The 24,264-nt window shown below is 68.3% G+C and carries 23 protein-coding genes and 2 tRNA genes; 11 read left to right on the plus strand and 14 right to left on the minus strand.

Annotated features, from left to right (window positions below):
* From ACO1X9_RS08055 to ACO1X9_RS08080, 6 genes are all read left to right on the plus strand, one after another.
* A partial coding sequence (locus ACO1X9_RS08055) for a DNA gyrase C-terminal beta-propeller domain-containing protein (protein ID WP_486350307.1) occupies nucleotides 1–880 on the plus strand: 880 nt, incomplete at its 5' end.
* Nucleotides 877–1,281: a DUF3566 domain-containing protein gene (locus ACO1X9_RS08060; protein WP_486350308.1), complete on the plus strand. Its 405-nt coding sequence runs from the start codon at nucleotides 877–879 to the stop codon at nucleotides 1,279–1,281. The genes ACO1X9_RS08055 and ACO1X9_RS08060, both read left to right, overlap by 4 nt.
* Nucleotides 1,282–1,317: 36 nt before the next feature.
* Nucleotides 1,318–1,391, plus strand: a tRNA-Ile gene (locus tag ACO1X9_RS08065).
* An 84-nt stretch (nucleotides 1,392–1,475) separates the two neighbouring features.
* Nucleotides 1,476–1,548: transfer RNA gene (locus ACO1X9_RS08070), tRNA-Ala, on the plus strand.
* A 374-nt stretch (nucleotides 1,549–1,922) separates the two neighbouring features.
* Nucleotides 1,923–5,378 carry an NACHT domain-containing protein gene (locus tag ACO1X9_RS08075; protein WP_486350309.1) on the plus strand — a complete coding sequence of 1,152 codons (3,456 nt, stop codon included), beginning with the start codon at nucleotides 1,923–1,925 and terminating at the stop codon, nucleotides 5,376–5,378.
* 260 nt (nucleotides 5,379–5,638) lie between these two features.
* Nucleotides 5,639–6,397, plus strand: a complete 759-nt coding sequence (locus ACO1X9_RS08080; protein WP_486350310.1) for a hypothetical protein — start codon at nucleotides 5,639–5,641, stop codon at nucleotides 6,395–6,397.
* Between the two features lie 137 nt (nucleotides 6,398–6,534).
* Here the strand turns inward: ACO1X9_RS08080 and ACO1X9_RS08085 are convergent, their stop codons facing one another.
* The 8 genes from ACO1X9_RS08085 to ACO1X9_RS08120 form a co-directional block, all read right to left on the minus strand.
* The gene (locus tag ACO1X9_RS08085) at nucleotides 6,535–7,383 is read right to left on the minus strand and encodes a helix-hairpin-helix domain-containing protein (protein WP_486350311.1); all 849 of its coding nucleotides are present in this window, start codon (nucleotides 7,381–7,383) and stop codon (nucleotides 6,535–6,537) included.
* A 6-nt stretch (nucleotides 7,384–7,389) separates the two neighbouring features.
* A complete protein-coding gene (locus ACO1X9_RS08090; RefSeq protein WP_486350312.1) occupies nucleotides 7,390–7,908 on the minus strand; it encodes a hypothetical protein in 519 nt (172 codons plus the stop codon).
* Complete coding sequence (locus tag ACO1X9_RS08095) at nucleotides 7,905–8,624, minus strand: 4Fe-4S single cluster domain-containing protein (RefSeq protein ID WP_486350313.1); 720 nt, start codon at nucleotides 8,622–8,624, stop codon at nucleotides 7,905–7,907. Before ACO1X9_RS08095 ends, ACO1X9_RS08090 begins: the two co-directional genes overlap by 4 nt.
* Entirely contained in the window at nucleotides 8,617–8,829 is a 213-nt protein-coding gene (locus ACO1X9_RS08100; protein WP_486350314.1) for a DUF2997 domain-containing protein, read from the minus strand. Before ACO1X9_RS08100 ends, ACO1X9_RS08095 begins: the two co-directional genes overlap by 8 nt.
* 28 nt (nucleotides 8,830–8,857) lie before the next feature.
* Nucleotides 8,858–10,492 (minus strand): AAA family ATPase, encoded by a 1,635-nt coding sequence (locus ACO1X9_RS08105; RefSeq protein WP_486350315.1) that lies wholly within the window; start codon nucleotides 10,490–10,492, stop codon nucleotides 8,858–8,860.
* On the minus strand, nucleotides 10,489–11,325 hold the full coding sequence (locus ACO1X9_RS08110) for a hypothetical protein (protein WP_486350316.1): 837 nt from the start codon (nucleotides 11,323–11,325) through the stop codon (nucleotides 10,489–10,491). Before ACO1X9_RS08110 ends, ACO1X9_RS08105 begins: the two co-directional genes overlap by 4 nt.
* 78 nt (nucleotides 11,326–11,403) lie before the next feature.
* A complete protein-coding gene (locus tag ACO1X9_RS08115) occupies nucleotides 11,404–12,543 on the minus strand; it encodes a DNA glycosylase AlkZ-like family protein (protein WP_486350317.1) in 1,140 nt (379 codons plus the stop codon).
* A complete protein-coding gene (locus ACO1X9_RS08120) occupies nucleotides 12,500–13,039 on the minus strand; it encodes a hypothetical protein (RefSeq protein WP_486350318.1) in 540 nt (179 codons plus the stop codon). The genes ACO1X9_RS08115 and ACO1X9_RS08120 overlap by 44 nt, the downstream gene beginning before the upstream one ends.
* Before the next feature lie 102 nt (nucleotides 13,040–13,141).
* On the opposite strand from ACO1X9_RS08120, the gene ACO1X9_RS08125 reads away from it, so the two are divergent.
* Nucleotides 13,142–13,681, plus strand: coding sequence for a peptidylprolyl isomerase (locus ACO1X9_RS08125; RefSeq protein WP_486350319.1), 540 nt, complete (start codon nucleotides 13,142–13,144; stop codon nucleotides 13,679–13,681).
* 22 nt (nucleotides 13,682–13,703) lie between these two features.
* Nucleotides 13,704–14,597, plus strand: coding sequence for a rhomboid family intramembrane serine protease (locus ACO1X9_RS08130; protein ID WP_486350320.1), 894 nt, complete (start codon nucleotides 13,704–13,706; stop codon nucleotides 14,595–14,597).
* 81 nt (nucleotides 14,598–14,678) lie between these two features.
* Here ACO1X9_RS08130 and ACO1X9_RS08135 read toward each other — a convergent pair whose 3' ends face one another.
* The gene (locus tag ACO1X9_RS08135) at nucleotides 14,679–14,930 is read right to left on the minus strand and encodes a cell division protein CrgA (protein WP_486350321.1); all 252 of its coding nucleotides are present in this window, start codon (nucleotides 14,928–14,930) and stop codon (nucleotides 14,679–14,681) included.
* A 93-nt stretch (nucleotides 14,931–15,023) separates the two neighbouring features.
* On the opposite strand from ACO1X9_RS08135, the gene ACO1X9_RS08140 reads away from it, so the two are divergent.
* Genes ACO1X9_RS08140 through ACO1X9_RS08150 form a run of 3 tightly spaced genes read left to right on the plus strand, consistent with a single transcriptional unit; the run spans nucleotide 15,024 to nucleotide 16,623 of the window.
* Nucleotides 15,024–15,830 carry a class E sortase gene (locus ACO1X9_RS08140; protein ID WP_486350322.1) on the plus strand — a complete coding sequence of 269 codons (807 nt, stop codon included), beginning with the start codon at nucleotides 15,024–15,026 and terminating at the stop codon, nucleotides 15,828–15,830.
* A complete protein-coding gene (locus ACO1X9_RS08145) occupies nucleotides 15,830–15,988 on the plus strand; it encodes a hypothetical protein (protein WP_486350323.1) in 159 nt (52 codons plus the stop codon). Before ACO1X9_RS08140 ends, ACO1X9_RS08145 begins: the two co-directional genes overlap by 1 nt.
* Nucleotides 15,985–16,623, plus strand: a complete 639-nt coding sequence (locus ACO1X9_RS08150; protein WP_486350324.1) for an anthranilate synthase component II — start codon at nucleotides 15,985–15,987, stop codon at nucleotides 16,621–16,623. The genes ACO1X9_RS08145 and ACO1X9_RS08150 overlap by 4 nt, the downstream gene beginning before the upstream one ends.
* A gap of 62 nt (nucleotides 16,624–16,685) precedes the next feature.
* Here ACO1X9_RS08150 and pknB read toward each other — a convergent pair whose 3' ends face one another.
* The 5 genes from pknB to ACO1X9_RS08175 are packed head-to-tail and all read right to left on the minus strand — an operon-like array spanning nucleotide 16,686 to nucleotide 24,262.
* A complete protein-coding gene (gene pknB / locus ACO1X9_RS08155; RefSeq protein WP_486350325.1) occupies nucleotides 16,686–18,416 on the minus strand; it encodes a Stk1 family PASTA domain-containing Ser/Thr kinase in 1,731 nt (576 codons plus the stop codon).
* Nucleotides 18,417–18,446: 30 nt separating this feature from the next.
* Entirely contained in the window at nucleotides 18,447–20,108 is a 1,662-nt protein-coding gene (locus ACO1X9_RS08160) for a protein kinase domain-containing protein (RefSeq protein ID WP_486350326.1), read from the minus strand.
* A complete protein-coding gene (locus ACO1X9_RS08165) occupies nucleotides 20,105–21,553 on the minus strand; it encodes a peptidoglycan D,D-transpeptidase FtsI family protein (RefSeq protein WP_486350327.1) in 1,449 nt (482 codons plus the stop codon). Before ACO1X9_RS08165 ends, ACO1X9_RS08160 begins: the two co-directional genes overlap by 4 nt.
* A 2-nt stretch (nucleotides 21,554–21,555) precedes the next feature.
* Nucleotides 21,556–22,938 (minus strand): FtsW/RodA/SpoVE family cell cycle protein, encoded by a 1,383-nt coding sequence (locus tag ACO1X9_RS08170; RefSeq protein ID WP_486350352.1) that lies wholly within the window; start codon nucleotides 22,936–22,938, stop codon nucleotides 21,556–21,558.
* 58 nt (nucleotides 22,939–22,996) lie between these two features.
* Complete coding sequence (locus tag ACO1X9_RS08175; RefSeq protein ID WP_486350328.1) at nucleotides 22,997–24,262, minus strand: PP2C family protein-serine/threonine phosphatase; 1,266 nt, start codon at nucleotides 24,260–24,262, stop codon at nucleotides 22,997–22,999.
* Between the last annotated feature and the right edge of the window lie 2 nt (nucleotides 24,263–24,264).

Genomic DNA, 24,264 nt, shown 5'->3' on the forward strand with positions numbered 1-24,264 from the left:
CGTCACGACGACCCACCACTGGTTGCTGTTCTTCACCGACAAGGGCCGGGTCTACCGCGCGAAGGCGTACGAGATCCAGGAGGCCGGCCGCGACGCGAAGGGCCAGCACGTCGCGAACCTGCTCGCCCTGCAGCCGGACGAGCAGATCGCCCAGGTGCTCGACATCCGCGACTACTCGGTGGCGACCTACCTCGTGCTCGCCACCCGCGGCGGGCTCGTGAAGAAGACCGCGCTCACCGAGTACGACACCAACCGCACGGGTGGCATCATCGCGATCAATCTGCGCGAGGGCGACGAGGTCGTGTCGGCGATGCTCGTCGAGGACGGCACCGAGGTGCTGCTCGTCTCGCGCAAGGGTCAGTCGATCCGCTTCGCGGCGACGGATGCGGCGATGCGCCCGATGGGACGCTCGACCTCGGGCGTGAAGGGCATGGACTTCCGGGCGGGCGACGCGCTGCTGTCGGCGTCGGTCGTCGCCGACTTCGGTCACGTCTTCGTCGTCACCGAGGGCGGCTACGCGAAACGCACCGCCGTCACCGAGTACCGCGTGCAGAACCGCGGCGGGCTCGGCATCAAGGTGGCCAAGCTCAGCGAGACCCGCGGCGACTTGGCCGGCGCGCTCATCGTCGCCGAAGACGACGAGGTGCTCGTCGTGCTGTCGAGTGGCAAGGTCGTACGTTCAGCAGTTGCCGAGGTTCCTGCCAAGGGGCGGGATACGATGGGCGTCGTCTTCGCCCGTTTCGACGACGAAGACAAGATCATCGCGGTCGCCAAGAACAGCGAACGCAACATCGAGACCGTCGACGAAGCCTCGGCCGAGGTCGCCGAATCCACCGAGTCCCCCGAGCCCCCGGCCGACGGAGAGAGCGAGTCGCAGTGAGCGTCGCGGAGAAGCTGCAGCGCAAGGAGATGCGCCAGACGTCCAGCCGTCAGGTGCGCCTGAAGCTGGTGTACATCGACGTCTGGTCGCTCGTGAAGCTGTCGTTCCTCGTGTGGCTGTGTCTCGGCATCGTGCTCGTCGTCGCGAGCATCCTGATCTGGGTCGTGCTCTTCTCGACCGGCATCTTCGACACGCTCGACGAGACCCTCCGCGACGTGATCGGCGACGAGAACTTCGCGATCGCCGACCGCTTCGGCATCGGCCAGGTCGCACTGTTCGCCTTCATCGTCGCGGCGCTCAACACGATCGTCGGCACGGCACTCGGCGCGATCGGCGGCTTCCTCTACAACCTCAGCGTGCGCTTCACCGGCGGCCTTCTCGTCGGATTCCAGAACTCCTAGAGGCTGGTACGCTGATCCTCGGCCTTCGGGTCGTTCGGGGCTATAGCTCAGGTGGTTAGAGCGCTTCGCTGATAACGAAGAGGTCCCAGGTTCAAGTCCTGGTAGCCCCACGCCGCAAGTCCCCGCGAGGGGACTTCGTCGTTTCGGTGGTCGAGTAGCGCCGCAAGGCGCGTGTCGAGACCGTCACCCGGCACGGGGCCTTAGCTCAATTGGTAGAGCGCCTGCTTTGCAAGCAGGAGGTCAGGGGTTCGATTCCCCTAGGCTCCACTCCTTCGTAGAACCATTCCGTATCTGTGACCCCGCCAGCTATCGCCGGGCGGCGTTCCGCGCGATGACGACGCGGCCAGTACCTCCGAAAGCCCCTCTTCGTCGCCAACACGGCTCCGCTTGCGAGACAGGTCCTGGGTGCGCATCCGGTCGTTGAAGAAGCAGGCTCCAGTTCGCTCCGAGTAGCGGCAGGACTTCGCTCACGCCAAAGGTAGTGACGACTTTCCTCATACTGGGTGGGACGACCGTCTGGTTCGATAGCCTCGATCGCAATCAGGGAGGTGAGAGTCGCAGTGCCATTCCGATACGAAGACCTCGGCCCGGACCGCTTCCAGCGACTCTGCCAAGCGCTCGTCATCTTGGCAGATGACGGTGTGACTGCGACACCGACGGGACAGGCCGATGGCGGCTTCGACGGCTTCCGCCTCGCACCCGGGACAACCATCAAGGAGCAGGCACTCCAGGTGAAGTGGACGGCGGCACCCGATAGAGTTCGTCACCCGGCGGCGTGGCTCCTGAAAGCGCTCGAAGGAGAGGGTCAGAAGATCCAGGCGATGAAGGGGCAAGGGACGAAGACCTACCTGCTCATCACAAACGTGCGAGGCACTGCGGCGCCGGAGCGGGGAGCGATCGACCGGACCAACCGACAGTTGTTGAAGTTGCAGCAGGAGTTGGGCGTTGAACTCAAAGTCTGGTGGCGCGAGGATCTCGACCGTCGCCTAGAACTAGCGCCCGCGGCACTCAAGCACGAGTACCCCGAAATCCTCGTCGGTGCCGCGGCGATGATCGCCTTCCTTCAAGATGCACTGCACCTGCGGGGTGGAAGAAAACAACTTGACGTCCTAATGGACGCCGTGCGGAAACAGCACGAAGACGACTCCGTGATCGGCTTTCGGCAGGGTCGACTCAAACCTACGCCGCTCGACGACCTCTTCGTCGATGTCACCACCACCCCCCGCACCGGGCGCCGAGCCTCCGACTCGAAACCACAAGGCGCTGTCGACCTAATGGCCTCAGCTGGCGGACCCGACCGAAGCGTCATCTTCGGAGCACCCGGGCAAGGCAAGTCGACGCTCGTCCAAAAACTCTGCCAAGTGCATCGAACGAACCTCATAGAACGACACCACGATCAAGACGCGGACGCCGACACTGTCAGGCTCCCCTTCAAGGTAATCCTCCGCGACTACGGCTCGTGGCTAAACGGCGTCGACCCGTTCGCGTTCGAAGAGGATACCAATCGACCGCGAGGCGCTATCGACTCGATTGAATCGTTCGTGTCCCACATGATCAGCGTCGCGTCAGGCGGTCAGACGTTCTCAGTCGACGATCTCGTGAGTATTTGCGATCGACTTCCGACACTGTTCGCTTTCGACGGCCTCGACGAAGTAGCCGACATCGAAGTGCGACAGAGAGTGGTCGACGAGATCACTGCATTCGAAAAGCGAACGCGTCGTCGAGCGAGCCGACCGCGACTCGTCGTTACGTCCCGCCCGAGCTACGACCGCCTGCCCGAACCATCGAGTGACATCTTCATCAATCTGAACCTCGATCCGCTTCACAAGGACCTGCGTCTGAGCTACCTGCGCAAGTGGGCGTCAACGAATAACCTCGACAAGCGCGACCGTCAGCGGCTCGAGCGGATCTTCCGTGAACGGTCCGACCAGGCTCACGTTCGCGAGCTCGCAACTAACCCGATGCAGCTCACGATTCTCCTCTATCTGATTCAGCAACGCGGGGAGTCGATTCCCGACCGACGTACGGAGCTCTACAAGAACTACGTCGAGTCGTTCCTCGACCGGGAAGCGGAGAAGTCTGCCGACGTACTGGAGTTCCGCGACGACCTCGAGATGGTCACCGCATTCCTCGGCTGGTACCTGCAGTCGACAGCCGAAGCAGACAACGGCAACGGTCGTGCGCCTCGTAGCGCCTTGCTCCGAGAGATGCGACACTTTCTCGCCGACAATCGACGCGACACGAGCCTGGTAGAGCGGCTCTTCACCGCGGTGACCCTGCGCGTCTGGGTCCTAACGAGTCGTGTGACAGACACTTACGAGTTCGATGTCCAGTCGATCCGCGAGTACTTCGCTGCTCAATTCGTGTTCGACCGCACCCCAGGTGGCCAAGAGGTATTCACTCGGTTTCACGAGCTGGCGATACGCCCCTACTGGAACAACGTCACTCGCTTCATGGCCGGCTTGTTCCGGTTCAGCGAGAAGTCGCAATTGGCCGACGACTTCCTCGGCCGACTTTGCGCCGGAGAAGACGGGTTCGCCTTCCGCCGCCTAGTGCTGATCCTGCTCGCCGACGGCATCTGGGACCAACACGCGGCGCCCCGCAAACGTCTCGTCACAGCACTCTTCGACCCGCTCGGCGTTCGACTTGCCGTCGACGACTACGGCATCGGCGCCCTCCGGCCACCAACCCTCGATCGGGGTGGACGTGAACTCATCAGCAAGCTGAAGGCCGAGCTTGAAGTCGCGCCAAGCGATGCCTTCGCACCACAACGGGCGATGCTTCTCATGCAGGTCGTGGCCGCCAACGGGCCCCTTCGTTCAGACCTTGACGAGGTCATCACATGGTGGCTCGGCCACGTCACGTCGGGCGCACAAGATCGGGCCGCGTGGGTATCCTTCGGTCGCTGGATGGACGTCGGCACACGCCTCACGAAGACGCAAATTGCCGAACACTTCGAGCCAACGATCGCCGACGCGATCGAACTAGTTCGCATGGGCGCCACAGCAGCAACCCCCGAGTTGGCGGAAGTCATGCTGAGGGTTGTACTCGACGGACACCACGAGGCGCATCTCGAGGGGAAGTCGGATGCCGCAGGGATCGCACGACTCATCGAACCCGCCGATATCCTGGCAACCGATTCGAAGGGGGACCGGCTGGTTTGGCGCCTCCCCCGAAGGGTCGAATCTCGGCTCCGTGATCGCGAACCGGCGATCATCAAGGCGTACACCAGAGCCCACAACCCTTCCGTCGGGCAAGTCGGGACGACGTCGGCGCTTGTCGCGCTCGCCGACGCCATAGCTGGGGTCCACGGGAACAACTGGATCTCCAACGAACTCGTGATCGCAGCTGCACTCTCGAAAGCGCGGACGGGCCACACTGCACAACCAGATGACAAGCCGTTCGGCTACCGGGCTAAGCCTTCGGCACTGCTCCGAGACCTCCGCACATTGGGGCACGAGATCGACTGGTGGTTGAACACCCACGAAATTCTCGACGAACCGCTTGACCAGCAGACTTGGCTCGCGGCCGCTGTGGTGCTCGCCCCCACCGCCAAGGGGCCAGAAATCGTCGACGCGATGATCGAGATCGTTGCCGAACTCGAGCCCCGCCGTCTCGACATCATCTGGCGCTCCCTCGCTAGCCTCGCCGAGGTCATAACGCCACCAGCAGATCACCACCCGCTCCAAGACATCCTCGAGTACTCGCCCGACCTCGCGGCCATGCTCGGGCTCTTCCACGGGCCACGTCTGTCATCCGAGCGAGGAACTACTCGAGGCGAGTTGTGGAAGCAGACCCTGGCTCGGGCCATCTGGCACCGCCTGATGTACGCGCTAGACGAGACGATCACGCCCGACGACCTCTACGTCATTCTCGAAACTGACGGCCCCATGTATCACCACGCGTATGACCGCAACTGGGACTACCCACCCCTATTCGCACAACACATCGAGGATCACCACCCGTGGCCCCTCCTATTGGCGCGGGATCGAGCGGAATCCCAAGCGCGAGGCCTCAACGCTCTCGCGTCAATCGCCGACGACCAAGGATGGTTCGACATCGAGCAAGGTGCGCCCGCTGACCCGGAGGCACGTTAGCCGGAACGTATTCGGCGCGATGAGTAGCGCACGAACGCCGCACGCATCCCGGCTCGACGTGCTCTGCGGGAGTTAGGAACGGGGGCAAGCACAAGGTCGGAGAACAATCGACTGGAGCTTGAGCTGTTCCTGAGACATCAGGACGCAGCCCCGCCGGTGGAACGCGAAGAACACCTTGAACAACGCTTCCGCTAACTTGGCGGCACAGGCTCGCGCGAGCCTGTCGCTCATGGAGCCTTTCGAAACAGACCGAGGAACGCGTGGACAAATCGATAGTGCTCAGGTTGCCGAACGATCTTGAGTATTTGACCCGCCCGCCAGCCCGCGCCCGCGAACTCGCCCGTTCAAGTGACGATCGGTCTTTGTCGGTGCGAATGGAAAAGGATCTACCGAACGCGGCGTTGCAGCGCGTCAACAGAGTGTCTCGGGCAGAGATTGCTTCGGGCACATCCGCGGCTCGGCCCGACTGGCTTGGAGGGAGCGCAATACCACGCCTAGTGATCACAGCACGATACGAGGGCGCCGACGCCTTCGGCGCATCACGCCTCTTGACCGACCTGGACCTCGCGGCCCGCAGAACGGTGGCTGTTCAGCGGCGACTTCTCCGAGCGGAGCAGCCAAAGACGATGCCGCGTGCGATCCCAACGCATCAGGGGGGCCTCCGGATTCTAGAGGCCAGCGAAGGCTCGTTCGAAGTAGTCCTAACTATGTGGGGCGCCTTGGTGAGCCTGGCGACGAGCTCCCCGGTCGCGGTGGCCGGGCTCTTCAGCTTGATCTGGGACGTGACTCGCGCAGGATTCACTGCTGCCCACTGGATTGGTGGTCTCCTGGCCGACGGAGAGGCCGAGCGACCGTCATTGGCCGTGCCGGCGGTAGGCCTTAAATGGGGCGTGAAGCACACAAAGGCACTGCTGCCCGTGATGGAGAGTGCCGTCGAACAGGGGCAGGGGTTCGAACTACTGGTGGATGAGGGCTCGCAGCAGATCAAGCTCACGGTTCTACCGAAGGCGCGAGACTAGGCGTACTCCCCACTTGCGTTCCGGACTGCCTGCGAGCTGGGGCTCTCCCGAGTCACGGGGTACCAGTGGTCCGATGAGCCGCTTCCGTCGGGTTGAGCGGCGTAGCACGGACGTCAGTCCTGCAGCGACCCTGAGACTCAGAGGTCGACGCGGCGGCCGAAGGACTTGCGACGCGGGTGGGAGCAGGTGAGACGGTCGCGCAGTTGCACGAGCTGGTGCGGCTGGAGCCCGAGGTCGTCGGCGAACTCCTGCACCGAGGCGAAGCGACCGCGGCGGGCACGGGCGTCGACGGCGGCGCGGGCGCGCTTTCCGCTGAAGCCGGGGAGCGACTTGAAGTCGTCCTCGGTCGCGGTGTTGACGTCGACCGTCGTCGCCGGCTCCTCGTGCGCCGGCGCGGCGGGCTGCGCGGCGGGAGGCGGCGGCGAACCTCCGCGGCGCCGACCGCGCGGCGGAGGCAGCGGGGCGGGGGCCGGGTCGGCGAGATAGTCGGAGCGATCGGTACCCGACGCCGCGAGCAGCGCGTCGGCCTCCTGGGGCACCTCGGCCGCGCGACGCCGCGAACGGCGGGACGGCTGTCGATCAGCCGGCTGACGACCGGGCCGCGCGGGGCGCGGCGTGACGCCCCGACCCCACCATTGCTCGCCGCGCTCGAGGCGTCCCCAGATCGTGATGAGCAGGCGACGGTTGGCGACCATCGCGTGGATGATCGAGACGAACTGCAGCACGCCGCTCGCGACGATGCGCGCCCCCTCGTCGGGCAGCGTCGCGGCCACGATCGCCCAGATCGCGTAGACGCCCGCCGCGACGAGCCAGGTCGTGCGCAGCAGCATCGAACCGATGATGAGGAAGCCGAGCCACGCGCCGTTGCCGGCGAAGAACAACACGGGCACCAGCCACAGGCTCGTGCCGAGGATCCACCCGGCGCCGGGCAGGCGGCCGCGCGCCGCGGTCGCGGTGACGTCTGCCCTCCAGGCCGGATCGGTCATCGAGGCTCAGGCCCCCGCGCGCACGTTGAGCACCATGGTGACCTCCTGGTCATCCCCGACCGTCTCCGAGACGAGTTCGAGCCCGGCATCCCCCGCCCGGGAGCGGATGCGTTCGGCGACCGCCGTCTGCACGCGCGCGGCGTAGGCGGCGTCGAGTCGCTCGGCGAGCTTCGTCGCCGCCTCGGTCGTCACCGCGGGCGCACCCTTCGCGGGCGTGAAGTTCGCTGCCCAGACACCCTCGGGCGTCGACTGCATGACGAGCTGGATGCCGTCCACCGTCGCCGCGACCTGGTCGCCGACCTCGACATCCACCGCGCCCAGGTCGCCGAGCGCCTTGGCGAGCAGTCCGCGATCCTTCATGCGGGTGCGCACCTGCAGCGTCGTCGCCTCCTCGGCGCCCCCGCCGCGCAGCGAGCTGATCATGCCCGCGACGCCCGCGCCGATGCCGACCGCTCCGGCTCCCCCGGCCGCGGCCGAGGCGATCGCGGCGATGGCGGCGGGGATGAGGATGATGCTGACGCTCATGCGAGCTCCTTCTGTCGTGAGGTGTGACGCGCGAGGTCGGAGCGCACGCCGAGGCCGCCGAGCAGCGCCTCGAGCACGTCGTCGTCGGCCCAGCCGTTGACGGCGATCGTGCCGTCGCGGCCGATGCGGATCTCCAGCCGGTCGAGCCCGCCGTGCTGCTCGATCGCGGCGATCGTGTCGCGGTAGGCGGGGGTCAGGGCGCGCAGCCCCTGGTTGGTCGAGCCGATCCAGGGGCGGATGCCGTCGGGCCGGTCGCGCAGGTACGGTCCGTCGGCGAGGAGGTCGGTCGCGTCGAGCAGTGCGGCGAGGTCGGGGCGGTCGGCCGACCACGCGTGCAACTGGTCGAGCGTGTAGCCCGTGAACGTCATCACGGTCAGGCCGGCGTCTCGGAATGCCTGGGCGACCACCGCGAGGGCCGCCGCCTGGTCGAAAGGCTCCCCGCCGAGCAGGGTGATGCCCTCCGAGCCGGCCGCCCGGGTCGCCGCGACCCACTCCGCGGCGAGCGACTCGGGCGCGTCGTCCCGACCGCCGCGCTCCGCCCACAGGTGCGGGTTGAAGCAGCCGGGGCACTTCACCGAGCAACCCTGCACCCAGATGGCCGCGCGCGTTCCCGGACCCTCCGCCGTCGTGGCGGGGAGGAAGCGCGACCAGCGCAGCGATCCCGCATCCCGAGGGCGCGGGATCGTGAGCGATCCGGGGGGCAGGAGGTCAGTCATCGCCCACCTTCTGCACGGCTGCGGCACTGTCGCCCTGCGCGGTCGCGGTGTAGTCGGCGGTGTACGTGCTCGACGCGACCTCGGCATCCAGCAGGTCTTCGAGCACCGCGAAGTAGTCGAGGCATTCCTCGCCGTACATGCCGACGGTCTCGGCGTGCACGGTGCCGTCTTTGCGGACGCTGACGATGAGCTGCTTCTGCGCCATGAGGGGTGCTCCTTCGTGTCTCGGAAACTCAGAAGTCGACGGTGCGGCCGCCGCGGTGCGACGGGAGTTTGGGCGACTCGGCTTTCGCCGCGGGCTCGACCTTCTCGTCGGCCTCGATGTCTTCGCTGCCGGTCGCGAGCACCGCGCGCATGCTCGCCCATGACCGGATGGCGGCGATGCGCTCGTGCTGCGTGACGGCGAGCGGTACGGTCGTCGCGACCGCCTGCGCCAGGTCTTCCGGCGTGACGGCGCGTCCGCCGGCGAACGCCTCGTACATCGCCCCGACCACGGCCTGCTCGATCTCGGCTCCCGAGAAGTCGACGCTCACCTCGGCGAGCGTCTCGATCACCTTCTCGTCCTTCGCGAGCGGGCCGAGCCCGTTGGCCTCGGTCGTGTGGCGCTTCAGCTGGATGCCCCAGATCTGCCGTCGCTCGCCCGAGGTCGGCAGATCGACGAAGAAGATCTCGTCGAAGCGCCCCTTGCGCATGAACTCCGGCGGCAGGGCGTCGATGTTGTTCGCCGTGGCCACGACGAAGACGGGTTTCGTCTTCTCCTGCATCCACGACAGGAAGTAGCCGAAGACACGCGAGGAGGTGCCCGAGTCGAGCTGCCCGGCGCCCGCGGTGTTCCCCGAGAAGCCCTTCTCGATCTCGTCGATCCACAGCACGCAGGGCGCCGCCGCCTCGGCGGTCGCGATCGCGGTGCGGAGGTTCTGCTCGCTCGAGCCGACGAGCCCCGAGAAGACGCGCCCGATGTCGAGGCGCAGGAGGGGAACGCCCCAGGATGCCGCGGTCGCCTTCGCCGTGAGCGACTTGCCGGTGCCGGGCACACCCGTGATGAGCACGCCCTTCGGGGCGGGGAGCCCGTACGCCTCCGCCTTCGACAGCCACGCGCCGTTGCGGCGCGAGAGCCAGCGCTTGAGGTTGTTGAGCCCGCCGATGCCGCTGAGGTCGGAGGGCGAGTCGACGAAGTCGAGCAGCCCGGCCTTGCGCACCGCCTGCCGCTTCTCCTGCAGCACGACCGCGACGTCGTCTTTCGAGAGTCGCGCGTCGTCGACCATCGCGCGGGCGAACGCGTTCTCCGCCTCGAGCATCGTCAGACCGAGGGCGGCCTGCACGAGCTGCTCGAGCTCGTCTTCGTCCGCCTCGACCGTCACTCCCCCGTCGGAGTTGCTGCTGATCATCGAGTCCAGCAGCGACCGCAGCTCGTCACGGCCCGGCAGCGGGAACTCCAGCAGGGTCGTGACCTTGTCGATCTCTGCCGGGATCGCGAGCATCGGCGACGAGATCATGAGCGTCTTCGAGCGCTCGGCCTGCCGGAAGTCGGCCGCCGCCTCACGGATCTTGCGGATCACCGCCGGGTCGCCCGGGCGGTTGTCACTGCCGAGGAAGGCGTGCAGGTCGCAGAACAGGAAGACCGCATCCTCGTCGAGGCCGAGCGCGTGGTCGAGCGCGCGCACCGGGTTCGTCGTGTTCGCGACCGGACGGCCGTCGGGGCCGGCGAGTCCCACCGCCGTCGTCCAGACCCACGTCTCGCGCGGGTTGCGCAGCGCGGCGGCGACCCGCGTCACCGCCTCCTGTAGGCGAAGCTCCTCGCTCGTCTCCACATAGAGCAGCGGCAGCCGCGCCTTGAAGGCCTGGTCGAGCGTCTGGTCGAAGGTCATCCGTCGGTCTCCGTCGGTTGCGGTGTCGGGGTCGAGGGGGGCGTGGAGGTCGGGCTCGGAGTGGAGGGCGCGAGCTGCTCGATGTCGATCGACCACGCGCCGCGGTCACCGTCGGACTCGATCTCGAACAGCACCCACGAGTCGGGCGCCCACGAGATGCGTTGGTTGACGTCGCCCGAGTCGATGATCGCGCCGCCGTCGCGGTCGTACGCCGTGTAGACGCCGACGAAGAAGATGCCGTCGCCGATGTGCTGGAACCGTGCGCTGACGGCATCCCCGGTGTAGAGGATGACGGCGTTGCCGCGGCCGTCGTAGTCGTCGTCGATCGTGACGAGGTCGGTCACGGGGGCGAGCCGCAGCTGCCACGCGCCGGGTGCCCGCACCCAGAGCTCGAGGTCGTCGCCCGTCGGCACGATGAGGGCGTCGCCGTCGCCGTAGAGGTAGTCGAAGTACTCGGGCCAGGGCTGCTCGCCGCCCGCCTCGGCCAAGTCGGCCGGATTGGTGCGGTAGAGGTCGACCTCGTCGCCGCGCGTGAGCGTCGCACGCAGTGGCGCGTCGAGGTCGGAGGCGGGGATGCGGATGACACCCGAAGCGTCGGCGGCCCACTCCCCCGGCTCGACCTCCTCGGCTTCGAGCGGGTCCTCGTCCTGCCACGGATAGGCGTTCGGGTTGTACAGCCCGCCGCCGGGAACGTAGGGGCCGACGACGAAGGCGTACGCCGAGGTGGCGCCGACGACGACGAGCACGATCGCGGCGACGATCCAGAGCAGACCGTTGGCGAGTCCGAGGCGCCGCGTGGCGATGCCGGACGCGGTCGGCGGCGCGAAGGTCATGCTGGGTGCTCCTCCGCCCGCTCGAGGATGAGAAGAAGGCTCGACTTCACGATAGCCGGTCGGTCGTGCCCGCCGGCGTCACGCGACCCGCAGCCCGAGCCAGCGGGCGAGTGCGGCGATCTCGGCATCCACCGCGTCGCGGGTCTCCGTGTCGAACGGCTGGTCCTCGTGCACGGCGTTGATGCGCAGCGCGGCGACGGCCCGATCGGCCGTCGCGTCGAGCTTGCCGATGAGTCGGTCGCCGTGCAGGATCGGCAGCGCGAAGTAGCCCCAGCGGCGCTTCGCCTTGGCCTTGAACATCTCGAGCGCGAAGTCGAACCCGAAGAGCCCGAGCGCTCGATCGCGGTCGTAGACCAGACGGTCGAAGGGTGAGAGCAGCGCGGTGCGCCCCTCGAACTCGTCGTCGAGCCACGGCAGCACATCGGGATGCACGCGCCAGTCGGCATCCGACCCCTCGATCCGCGCGGGCAGACCCGGCAGCGGGAGGGTCTTCGGCTGCTCGGGAGCGCGCGGCCACTTCGCCGGCGCGACGCCGAGCGCGCGAAGCTGCGTGTCGCGACGCAGCAGCCAGGCGTCGTCGTACGAGATCTCGGGAAGGCCCTCGGGGTAGACCCGCTCGGCGAGGTCCCACACGCGCTGCCCGTTCTCCTGCCCGGAGATCGCGACGAGTCCGCGCATCATGAGCACTTCGAGCATCGTCGTGACGTTGCGGTTGTTCGTCCAGCCCGAGGACGGCCACGGGAACCGCGCCGTGTCGGGGATCTCTCTCGCGTGCAGGGGGCCGCGATCCTCGAGCTCGCGCAGCACGTCGTCGCGGAACTCCGCGTTGATCTCGAGCCACTCGCGCGGCTTCTCGTACATCGCGGGGCGGGCCATCTGCGCGCGGAACATCGCGAGGTGCTCCATCGGGCGGATCATGCCGTCGAGCTCGAGCAGGCTGCGCGTCACCTCGAGTTCGCGCTGCAGATCGTCGGGCTCGTACCGAGAGCCGATCCTGCTCCACAGCACGAGGTCGGCGCTCGGCGCGACATCGGCGTAGGGGTATCGCTGCACGACCCCGAGCGAGCGCACCACCTCGACGACACTCACCGGGCGGTGCGCGTCGAGGCGCTGAGCGCGCACCGCGAGACGACGCGCCTGTTCGCGCGTCAGCTCGATCAGAGCCGGAACCGGATCAGAGGTCGTCGTCGTCGCCGATGTCGGCGCTGCCGGGGTCACCGAGGTCTTCGATCCACAGCTCGTCGTCGGCGCGCAGCGTCTGCCACGCGGCGTACGCGACGCCCGCGAACGCGACGACCCCGAGACCGATCAGGATGTACTTGCCGGGACCCGACGACTTCTTCGGCATCGTGACGACTCCCGCCTTGGTGCCGGCGCGCGACACCTTGCGCACGACCTCCCGCACCTGCGGGTTCTTCGCGGCCTCGAGCACCGCGAGCGCCGAGCCGATCGTGCCCGAGATCGCGGGCAGCACGTCGTCGACGAAACGATCACGGGCCGACGAGGCCGCGTGCGACGCGGTGCGGCGTGCGGAGGCGAAACCTTCGTCGACGCGAGGGCGGATCTCCTCGCGCGCGTAGTTCGCGGCCTGGCGGCGGGCATCCTTCAGAACGTGGGTGGCGTGGTCGATCGCCTCGCGCTGCTCATCCCAGAGCCGCTCGGCGTCGCGCTTGAGCCGCTTGAGTTCGCGCTGCCGCTTGCGGGACAGTGCCATGAGGACCTCCGATGATCGGATCAGGACTTTGCACCATCCTGCCACGCGGGGTCGGATGCGCCGTAGGGCTTGCCAAGGGGACCGTCATGCGACAATGGCCCAATGCCTGCGCCTACGCACGTCGCGACCATCCACACCACCCTCGGCGACATCAAGGTCGACCTCTACGGTCACCACGCCCCCGTCACCGTCGAGAACTTCGTCGGGCTCGCCACCGGCGAGAAGGAGTGGCAAGACCCGGCGACCGGTGAGACGAAGACCACCCCGCTCTACGACGGCGTGATCTTCCACCGCATCATCAAGCAGTTCATGCTCCAGGGCGGCGACCCCCTCGGCAAGGGCATCGGTGGCCCCGGCTACCAGTTCGACGACGAGATCCACCCCGAGCTGCACTTCAACGAGCCCTACCTGCTCGCGATGGCGAACGCCGGCATCCAGATGGGACGCGGCACCAACGGCTCGCAGTTCTTCATCTCGACCGTGCCGACGCCGTGGCTCAACGGCAAGCACACGATCTTCGGTGCCGTCGTCGACGACGAGTCGAAGCGCGTGGTCGACGCGATCGAGGCCGTCGAGACCGACGGTCGCGACAAGCCGCTGGAGGATGTCGTCATCACCTCGATCTCCGTCGACAAGGCCTGACCCCCGCGTGAGCGGCCGGGCGATGTCGGCGGACGTCTGCTACCGCCATCCGCAGCGGGAGAGCTGGACGCTGTGCCAGCGCTGCGGACGCACGATCTGCCCGGAGTGCCAGATCCTGACGCCCTCGGGCGTGCGCTGCCCCGACTGCGTGCGTGAGACGGGCGGCTCCGTGCAGTGGCAGAGCGCGGGCGGCGAGATCAAGCGGCCACCGTCGAAGGTCAGGCAAACCCGAGCACGGCGCACCCCGGCCAGTTCGAGTTCGCCGTTCGCGCAGCGTTTCGGCGAACTGCTCCGGCCGGGTGGCGAGGCACCGGTCCTCAGCTGGGGCACGCTCGCGATCGTCGTCGTGCTCTTCATCGCGGGGTTCGTGACGGCCAACCTGCCGCTCGCGCTGCTGTTCGCCGATCCCACGGTCGCACTCCAGGTGTGGCGGTACGTCACGGCGTCGTTCACCTATCCCGCCATCCCGCAGATGATCCTGAGCATCCTGCTCAACGGGCTGTTCTTCGCGATCACGGCACCCGCCGTGGAGAAGAACCTGGGACGGGGACGCTTCTCGGTCGTGTTCCTGGCATCCGCCGTCGTCGGCAACGCGGCCATGGTGATCGCCGGGTTCTCCGGCTACGGGCTCATCTCGGTGCTGTTCGGGATGTTCGGTGCCTACCTGATCTTCGTCTGGCAGTATCCGCCGGCCCGCACGCAGATCCTCATCATCCTCGGCATCAACCTGCTGATCAGCCTCGCCTTCGGCGCTCGCTCCCTGCCCGCCCTCATCGGCGGACTCATCGCGGGAGCCGGCGCGACCTATCTGATGCAGCGCTACGAGGGACGGAACGCCCGCACCGGCTACCTCATCATCGGGGCGGTCGCCGCAGGGTTCGTGCTCTTCGCGATCATCCGATCACTGGCGTTCTGAGCCCGGGACGGCGTTGTCCACAGGTTCATCCACAGTTGTGGAGGAATCACACCGGTGTGATTCACCCGCGGGTGGAGAGAGTCAGCGCCACCGCGTGGTCATGAAGAAGCCGATGATGAGGAAGCCGAAACCGATCGCGATGTTGCCGACGTCGATGCCCGGCACCGGCAGCAGCCCCTTGCTGAGGTAGAACGTGATGATCCAGGCGAGACCGAGCAGCATGAAACCGAACATGATCGGCTTGAACCACACCGGATTCGGCAGATTCTCACGCCCCTCGTTCTCGCGGGTCTCGGTGCTCCGCGGGGTGGGTGTCGTCTTCGGTCGGGCCATGCGGAGCAGTCTAACCGAGCCGATTCCGAGCGCACCCCGGGCGGGAAGGCACGGGCGTCGGTCGGTCGCGGCTCGCGACGTAGAATCAGGGGCATGACGGACGGGGTCGCGACGATCGACGGGAGCGCGCGTCGCCGTGCCGCGCGCGGGCGCCCCGCCGGAACCAAGCCGCCGCGCCGCCGCATCTCGGTGGTGGGCGTGCTCGGCGAGCTCCTCATCACGGCGGGTCTGGTCGTGCTCGCGTTCCTCGGCTGGCAGGTCTGGCTGGGTGACCTCATCGTCGGCGGGCAGGTCGGGGCGGAAGCCCAGGCGCAGTCGGCCGAGTGGAACGCCGACTATGCCGACGTGCCGCCGAGTGAAGCCGGCGAGCCGGGTCTCACCGACGTCGTGCCCGTCGCGGCTGTCGGTGCCAACGCCGAGCAGTTCGCGACGCTCATCATCCCGCGCTTCGGCGGCGACTACTACCGCCCCATCGCCGAGGGCATCGGCACGCGCGACGTGCTCAACAAGGCGTTCATCGGCCACTACCCGACGACGCAGGTGCCTGGCGAGCCCGGCAACTTCGCGCTCGCCGCCCACCGGTCGAGCGGCGGCGGGCACTTCCACGACCTGCACCAACTCGTGGTGGGCGACCACATCTACGTCGAGACGGCCGACGGCTGGTACCAGTACACCTTCCGCAACCTCGAGTACGTGCGCCCCACCGGTGTCGGCGTGCTCAACGCCGTGCCCCAGGCCGACGGCATCGACGCGACCGAGAGCTACATCACGCTCACGACGTGCAACCCGTTCTTCTCCACCGCCGAGCGGCTCATCGCCTACGGCACCTACGACTCCTTCTACCCGCGAGCCGGCGGCGTGCCCGCCGAGATCGCCTCGAACGTGATCGGAGCGGGCTGATGTACGCGGCGTTGTGGCGGGCTCTGCCCGGACCGTGGTTCGTGCGGGTGCTCATCCTGCTCGTCGCGGTGGCCGCGATCCTCGCGGCGCTCGTGTTCTGGGTCTTCCCCTGGGTCGACACCCTCGTCGCTCCGGAAGACGTCGTGGTCACCGAATGACGCGCGTCCTCGTCCTCGACAACTACGACTCGTTCGTCTACACGCTCGACGGCTACCTTCAGCAACTCGGCGCGGAGACCGACGTCGTGCGCAACGACTCGTTCGCGGCGACGGACGCCGCGACGCGCATCGCGGAGTACGACGCGGTGCTCATCTCCCCCGGTCCGGGAACGCCGGCCGCCGCGGGCGTCTCCATCCCCGTCGTGCACGCCGCGCTCGCCGCCGGATCGCCGCTGCTCGGAGTCTGCCTCGGACATCAGGCGATCGCCGAGGCGCTCGGTGCGACGGTGACCCACGCCGACGAGCTCATGCATGGCAAGACGTCGCTCATCGAGCACGACGGCAGCGACTTCTACGAGGGGGTGCCGCAGCCGTTCCGCGCGACGCGGTACCACTCGCTCGCGGTCGTCGACGGCACCGTGCCCGACGAGCTCGAGGTCACCTCGCGCACCTCCGGCGGGGTGATCATGGGACTACGGCACCGCTCGGCACCGGTCTTCGGCGTGCAGTTCCATCCGGAGTCGGTGCTCACCGAGGGCGGCTACCGCATGCTCGGCAACTGGCTCGCCGACTCGGGGCTGCCCGAAGCTGCGGAGCGCGCGGTCGCGCTCAGCCCGCTCGTCAAACTGGGGTAGCCGCGACACGGGTCTCGACACGCCGCCATCGACGGCTACTCGACGGCCGAGGGGCGGCGTGCTCAGCCGTTGCAGAAGCGGAGCGTCACCGCGGTGCCCTGCGCGACCTCGCCGATCACCGACTGCTCGGTGACCGCGCCACCCGTGCACGACGTGTCGGGCTGGATGTTGACGGGCAGCTGGAGGCTGCCCCCCGAGAGTTGCGAACGGGCGGACGCGATCGGCTGGCCCTTCACGTCGGGCACGAGCACGAGCCCGTTCGACACGACGAGGTCGACGACCGTGCCGACCTTCACCTCGGTCGCCGTGGTGACGATCTCGGTGCTGCCGTCGATCATGACGCCCATGACGATTCCACTCGCGACGTTGGGCGAGTAGGCGACGGTGGTCGCGCCGTAGGTGAGCTCGAGTTCCGCGATCTTGGCCTGCGCTGCCTCCTGCGTCTGGAAGACGAGCCCCGGGAGCGTGACCGGCTGGGGTCCGGAGGAGACGACGAGCTCGATCGTCGTGTCCGGGCCGACGCGGATGCCTTCTTCGGGCGTCTGCTCCATCACGATGCCTTCGGCGACATCCTCGGACGACTCGGTGCGCTGTGAGGTGGTGAGTCCGAGTTCCTGGAGTTCGGCGACCGCGTCGTCGACCTGGGCTCCGACGACGTTCGGCACCTCGACGGCGGCACCCGCGCCGACGAGCTGCTCCGACTGGAGCGAGAAGATCCAGACGCCGGCGGCGACGAGGATGACGAGGAACATCGAGATGCCCGCCCAGATCCAGGCGACGGGCGGTCGGCTCTGCGTGCGGGGGACGCCGTCGTCGCCGTCGTCGTCGGAGAGGCGGCGGAGGGCCGCCTCGGATGCGGCGGTCGAGGCGGGGTTCACCCCGAAGAGGGTCGACGTGAAGTCTTCGCCCACGGGCGCGCGATCGACGGCCTTTCCGCTCACCGCAGCCTCGAGGTCGTGCTTGAAGTCGCCCGCGGTCTGGAAGCGCTCGAAGCGGTCTTTCGCGAGCGCGTGCAGCACGACCGCGTCGAGGGCGGGCGTGACGGCCGGGTTGATCCGGCTGGGAGGCGTCGGTGCCTCGCTCACGTGCTGGTACGCGGTGGCGACCGCGGTCTCGCCCTGGAAAGGCGGACGACCGGTGAGCAGTTCGTAGAGCACGACGCCGGTCGAGTAGAGGTCGGTGCGGGCATCCACGGATTCACCGCGGGCCTGCTCGGGCGAGAAGTACTGGGCGGTGCCGAGAATGGCACTCGTCTGCGCGACCGTCGCCGACGAGTCGGAGATCGCCCGCGCGATGCCGAAGTCCATGACCTTCACCTGGCCGGTGGAGGTGACCATCACGTTGCCGGGCTTGATGTCGCGGTGCACGACACCGGCGCGGTGCGAGTACTCGAGGGCGGTGAGGATGCCGTCGACGACGTGCACGGCCTGCTCGGCGGGCAGAGGACCTTCGGCGACGAGGTCTTTGAGCAGGCGGCCCTCCACGTGCTCCATGACGATGAACGGAACCTGGAGCTCGCGGCCGGCCGAGTCGCGGGCGATCTCCTCGCCGGCGTCGAAGACGCGCACGATCGTCGGGTGCGCCATGCGGGCGGCGGCCTGCGCCTCCTGGCGGAAGCGGGTGCGGAACGCCGGGTCGTTTGCGAGCGAGGGCTTGAGCAGCTTGATGGCGACGCGGCGGCCGAGGCGGGCGTCGAGTCCGACGTGCACGTCGGCCATACCGCCGCGGCCGAGGAGCTCGCCGATCTGATACCGGCCCGCGAGCAGGCGCGGTCCCGCGGAGGTGTCGGTCACCGTGTCAGTGTAACCGCGAGACCGTCACGGTCAGCTGACGGTGATCGAGAGCTGCGGCGACGACGACGACGGAGGCATGTCGGCTCCGCACAAGGCGACGTAGCTGAGCGTGGCGGTGCCGCTGTCCTGCACGATGAACCCGAGCTCCGTGACGCCGGCGCTGACCTCGTTGCCGCCGGCGAGGTTGCCGTTGCTCGTGGTGAACCGGTAGCCGCTCAGCGACGTGCCGCTCGGACATCCCGCGTACGCGGACCAGCTGATCGTGACCTCGTCGTTCGGGGCCACGGGGCCCGCCGGGGTCGCCGTGAGCGCGCCCGGCGCCGGCGGGGAGCCGACCGCGCTGTAGACACGCACCTCGATCTCGCGGCCCTTCTGCAGGTTGCCTTCGGGGTTGATGCTCACCACCCGACCGACGTCACCGGGGGTCGGTGCCGCGGGTCCGGGCACCTGCTTGACCCCGAAGCCGAGCTCGATGAGCGCGTCGCGCGCCTCCTCGTAGGTGAGCCCCACATAGTCGTCGCCGTCGATGTTGACCAGGTTGCTCGACGGTGTCGTCGACGGGGTGACCGGCGGAGAGCTGCTCGAGCCGGTGGGCGGCGGGGTCTCGTCGCCGCCACCGGTGTTCGGCACGACGAGGAGCACGATGATGATCGCGACGAGGGCGACCGCGAGCACCGACACGGCGGCGACGAGCGGCCAGGTCCACGGGCTGCGTCGGCGGTCGGCGATCGGCTGCTCGGCGGTCGTGCCGCGGGCGTCGCCGGAGGGGAGCACGCGCGTGACGGCGCTCGTCGCGCCACCGGCACCGAGCACCTGGGTGAACGTCGCCTCGCGGCCCGCGATGCCGGGGACCGCGGCCTCCGCGCCCGCGATGTCGCCGCGGCGCAGGGCCTGGGCGGCACGCGCGAGATGCGCAGCCGTCTGCGGCCGATCGGCCGGCTTCTTCGCGATGCACGCGTAGACCAGGTTGCGCACGGGCTCCGAGATCGTCACGGGAAGGTCGGGCGGCGCCTCGTTGATCTGCGCCATCGCGATCGCGACCTGCGATTCGCCCGTGAACGGGCGTCGCCCCGCGAGGGCTTCGTAGGCGACGATGCCGAGGCTGTAGACATCCGTGGTCGGTGATGCCGGCGTGCCACTCGCCTGCTCGGGCGACAGATACTGCACGGTGCCCATGACCTGGCCGGTCGCCGTGAGCGGCACCTGATCGGCGATGCGCGCGATGCCGAAGTCGGTGATCTTGACCCGACCCTCGGGCGTGATGAGGAGGTTGCCCGGCTTGATGTCGCGGTGCACGAGTCCGGCCTGGTGGGCGGCCTGGAGCGCCGATGCCGTCTGGGCGACGTAGTCGAGCACCTTGTCGGTGGGCAGCACACGCTCGCGCTCGAGAATCGTGGAGAGCGCTTCGCCGGGCACCAGTTCCATCACGAGGTAGGCGGAGCCGTCCTCCTCGCCGTAGTCGAAGACGTTCGCGATGCCCTCGTGGTTCACGAGCGCGGCGTGGCGTGCTTCGGCGCGGAACCGCTCGAGGAAGCCGGGGTCGCCGAGGTACTCGTCCTTGAGGATCTTGATCGCGACCGTACGTCCGATGACCAGGTCGGTCGCCTGCCACACCTCGCCCATGCCGCCGATGGCGACGCGCGAGGAGAGCTGGTACCGGCCGCCGAAGGTGAGGCCATTGGTAGGTCTCATCTGTTCAACACCGCCTCCATGACCTGCTTCGCGATCGGTGCCGCGATCAGGTTCCCGAACCCCGTGGACCGATCCTCGATCACGACCGCGATAGCGACCTGGGGGTCGTTCGCGGGCGCGAACCCGGTGAACCACAGGGTGTAGGGCTCGCCCGGGCCGTTCTCTGCCGTCCCGGTCTTCCCTGCGACCTCGACACCGTCGATTCTGGCATTGTTCGCGACGCCATTGGCGACGCCTTGCACCATCATCTGGGTCATCGTCGCCGAGGTCTCCGGGCTGATCGGGGTCGAGAACGTCTTGGGCTGGAACTCCTGGAGCACCGAGAGGTCGGGCGCGACGATGCTCTCGACGATGGTCGGCTGCATGAGCACTCCCCGGTTGGCGATCGCGGCGGACACCATCGCCATCTGCAGCGGCGACGTGCGCACGTTGGCCTGCCCGAAGCCGGTGAGCCAGACCTGGGCCTCGTCGTTGTCCTCGATCTGCGGATACACGCTCGGCTCGACGCGCATCGGGATGCCGAACTCCTGTCCGAAGCCGAACTGCTGGGCCTGCTCGCGGATGGCGTCCTGTCCGAGGGCACCGGCCAGCTGCGCGAACGTGGTGTTGCACGAGAGCCGCAGCCCCGTGGCGATCGACGCCGTCTCCGCACCGCCGCACGTTCCATCGGCGGAGTTCGAGATCGGGGTCGACGTGCCCGGGAGGTCGAGCGACGGCGGGTTCGGGAACTCACTCTCGGGGGAGTACTGCCCGCTCTCGAGAGCCGCGGCCGTGACGACGAGCTTGAACACCGAGCCGGGTGGATTGAGGTCGCCCGCGATCGCGCGGTCGACGAGCGGGTCGTTCGGGTCGGCGTCGAGCGCGTCGTAGGTCGCTTCGACGGCGTCGGGGTCGAGCACCGCGAGTCCGTTGGGGTCGTACGTGGGTTTCGAGACGAGGGCGAGGATGGCACCCGTCTCCGGGTCGAGCGCGACGATGGCGCCGCGCTCGTCACCGAGTGCATCCCAAGCCGCCTGCTGCACGACCGGGTCGATGGTCAGTTCGACGGCCGAGCCCTGCGGGTCCTGCCCGGTGAGGATCGCGTTGAGGCGCGCGAGGAACTGGGCGTCGGAGTCGCCGGTGAGGTAGGAGTTGAGCTCGTGCTCGAGGCCGCCCGTCGAGGGCAGCACGGTGAAGAAGCCCGTGACGGTCGAATAGAGCTCCCCCGCCGGGTAGACCCGCTGGTAGTTGTAGCGACTGTCGACCCGCTCGGAGTAGGCGATCGGTTGACCGTCGACGAGGATCGGGCCGCGCTGCGAGTCGAAGCTCGCGTAGAGCACGCGGGCGTTGCGGCCGTCGGACTTGAGGTTGCCCTGCTGGAACACCTGGATGATGCTCGACGACGCGAAGAGCGCGACGAACATCAGCACGACCAGGATGGAGACGCGACGTAGTTCTCTGTTCATGGCTACTCGAGCACCAGCCTCGGTTGCGCGCGCACGGAGTCGGAGATGCGCACGAGCAGCGCGACGATGACCCAGTTCGCGACGAGCGAGGAACCGCCGGCGGCGAGGAACGGCGTCGTGAGTCCGGTGAGCGGGATGACGCGCGTGACGCCGCCGACGACGATGAAGACCTGCAGGGCGACGACGAACGAGAGGCCGACGCCGAGAAGGCGGCCGAAGTCATCCTGACCCGCGAAGCCGATGTGGAAGCCGCGCGAGACGAACACGAGGTAGAGCACGAGCAGCGCGAACAGTCCGATCAGCCCGAGCTCCTCGCCGAGGCTCGCGATGATGAAGTCGCTCTCGGCGAGCGGGGTGATGTCGGGGTTGCCGCGTCCGAGCCCGGTGCCGACGAGGCCGCCGTCGGCGAGGCCGAAGAGTCCCTGGGCGAGCTGGTAGCTCCCGCCGCCCTGGGCATAGAGGTCGGGATCGAAGGTGTTGAGCCAGCCGTAGAAGCGGCCGCCGACGTACTGCAGCGTCTGCGAGGCGACCCACGCCCCACCGACGAAGAGCACGACTCCGAGCACCACCCAGCCCGCCCGGCCCGTGGCGACGTAGATCATGACGAGGAACAGGCCGAAGTAGAGCAGACCGGAGCCGAGGTCGCGTTGGAAGACGATGACCGCCATCGAGAGCGCCCAGAACACGAGGATGGGCCCGAGGTCACGCAAGCGCGGGAAGGTGACGCCGAGCACCTTGCGCCCGACGATGCTGAGCGAGTCGCGCGCAGTGACCAGGTAGCCGGCGAAGAACACCGCGAGGGCGATCTTCGCGATCTCGCCGGGCTGGAAGGTGGCGATGCCGAGACCGATCCAGGCCTGTGCGCCGTTCACGTTGCGCCCGATGATCGGCAGGAACGGCAGCACGAGCAGCGCGATCGCGACGAAGCCCGCGACGTAGCGGTAGCGCTGCAGCGCCCGGTGGTTGCGCACGACGATCAGCACGGCGGCGGCCGAGGCGACCGCGATCGCCGACCAGGCGACCTGCCGCACGCCGAAGGCGTCCCAGCCGAGGTAGCCCTCCGCGATGTCGAGGCGTGTGATCTCGGCGATGCCGAGGAGGTTGAGCAGCGTCGCGATGGGCACCAGGAACGGGTCGGCCTCTGCCGCGACGACGCGCAGCACGACGTGCAGCACGAGGACGAGCACCGAGAAGCCGATCACGAGCCCGAGCACACCCGGGTCGACGCGGCCGAGGGCTCCGAGCTCGGCGAGGATGAGCGCGCAGACGCCGATCCCGATCGCGACGACCAGCAGGGCCAGCTCGAGGTTGCGGCGACGCGCGGGGGCGCGGAGACGGATGCGGATCGACCCCGTGAAGGTCGACGGCGAGCCGCTCGACTCGATCGGCGGGCTCGACACGACGCCCGTTCCCTGCCCGGTGGCGGCGTTCACGGCACGGCGCTCACGGTGTCACGCTCGATTCGGCGGCGCGGCTGAGGCGATCGAGGATGTCGTGGGCGTCGCGCAGGTCGTCGGCGTTGATCGTCGCCTCGACTTGCTGGCGCTGGAACGGCGGGAGGTCGTCAACGAGCAGCTGCGACGTCTGTTCGACATGCGACAGGGCGATCGGTCCGATGTTCTGCTGCACGCCCTGGAAGATCGCGACGCGGCCGTCGTCGGTGGCGCCGACGTAGTAGTGCGTCTGCGTCCACTGGTAGGCGAGCACGATGGCCGCGACGATCGCCGCGACGACGACGAGGGTGCCCACGAGCCAGGTGATGCGACGCCGGCGGGCGCGCCGACGGTCTTCCTCGATGAGCTGCTCGAGGAACTCCTCGCGCTCGGGCTCGAAGTGCGCGTCTTCCGGTTGCGCGGCCTTGAGCGGGTGGAGCAGCAGGGTGGGGAGACGGATGGGGCGCCGCTCGTTCTCCGAACCCTCGAACATGAGGGGTGCGGCGGCCGAGCCCACGAATCCGAGGGGTTCCGGGAGGTCGGCGCCGGGATCGTCGGCGTCGATGTCGGCGATGATCACCGTGACGTTGTCGGGGGCGCCGTGGTCGAGGCTCTCCTTGACCAGGCGGTCGGCGGCACCCTGCGAGGTGCGTACGGTCGCGAGGATCTGGCTGATCTTGTCTTCGGAGACGTAGCTCGAGAGCCCGTCGGAGCACAGCAGCCAGCGGTCGCCTGCCCGCGTGTCGAGGATCTTGGTGTCGATCTCGGGGGCGGCGTCGACATCCCCCAACACACGCATGAGCACCGAGCGACGCGGATGCACGGCCGCCTCCTCGGGCGTGATGCGCCCGGAGTCGACGAGGCGCTGCACGAACGTGTGGTCGGCGGTGACCTGCTCGAGCTTGCCGTCGCGGAAGAGGTAGATGCGCGAGTCGCCGATGTGAGCGAGCGCGACCTGGTTGCCGACCCGCAGGATGCCCGAGACGGTCGTACCCATGCCGGTGAGCTCGCTGTGCTCGAAGACGGTCTCGGCGAGGAGCGAGTTCGCCGCGATGAGGGCCGACTGCAGCGCCGACTCCGCGTCGACCGCCGCGGCGAAGGCTTCGTCGGCTTCGGCGATGCGCTTGGTGGCGATCGCCGACGCCACGTCGCCGCCCGCGTGGCCGCCCATCCCGTCGGCGACGACGAACAGGTGGCGCCCGGCGTATCCGGAGTCCTGGTTGTTGGAGCGGATCTTGCCGACGTGCGAGACCGCGGCGCTCAGTTGCGTCGCCATGC

Source organism: Pseudolysinimonas sp. (genome assembly GCF_057350545.1).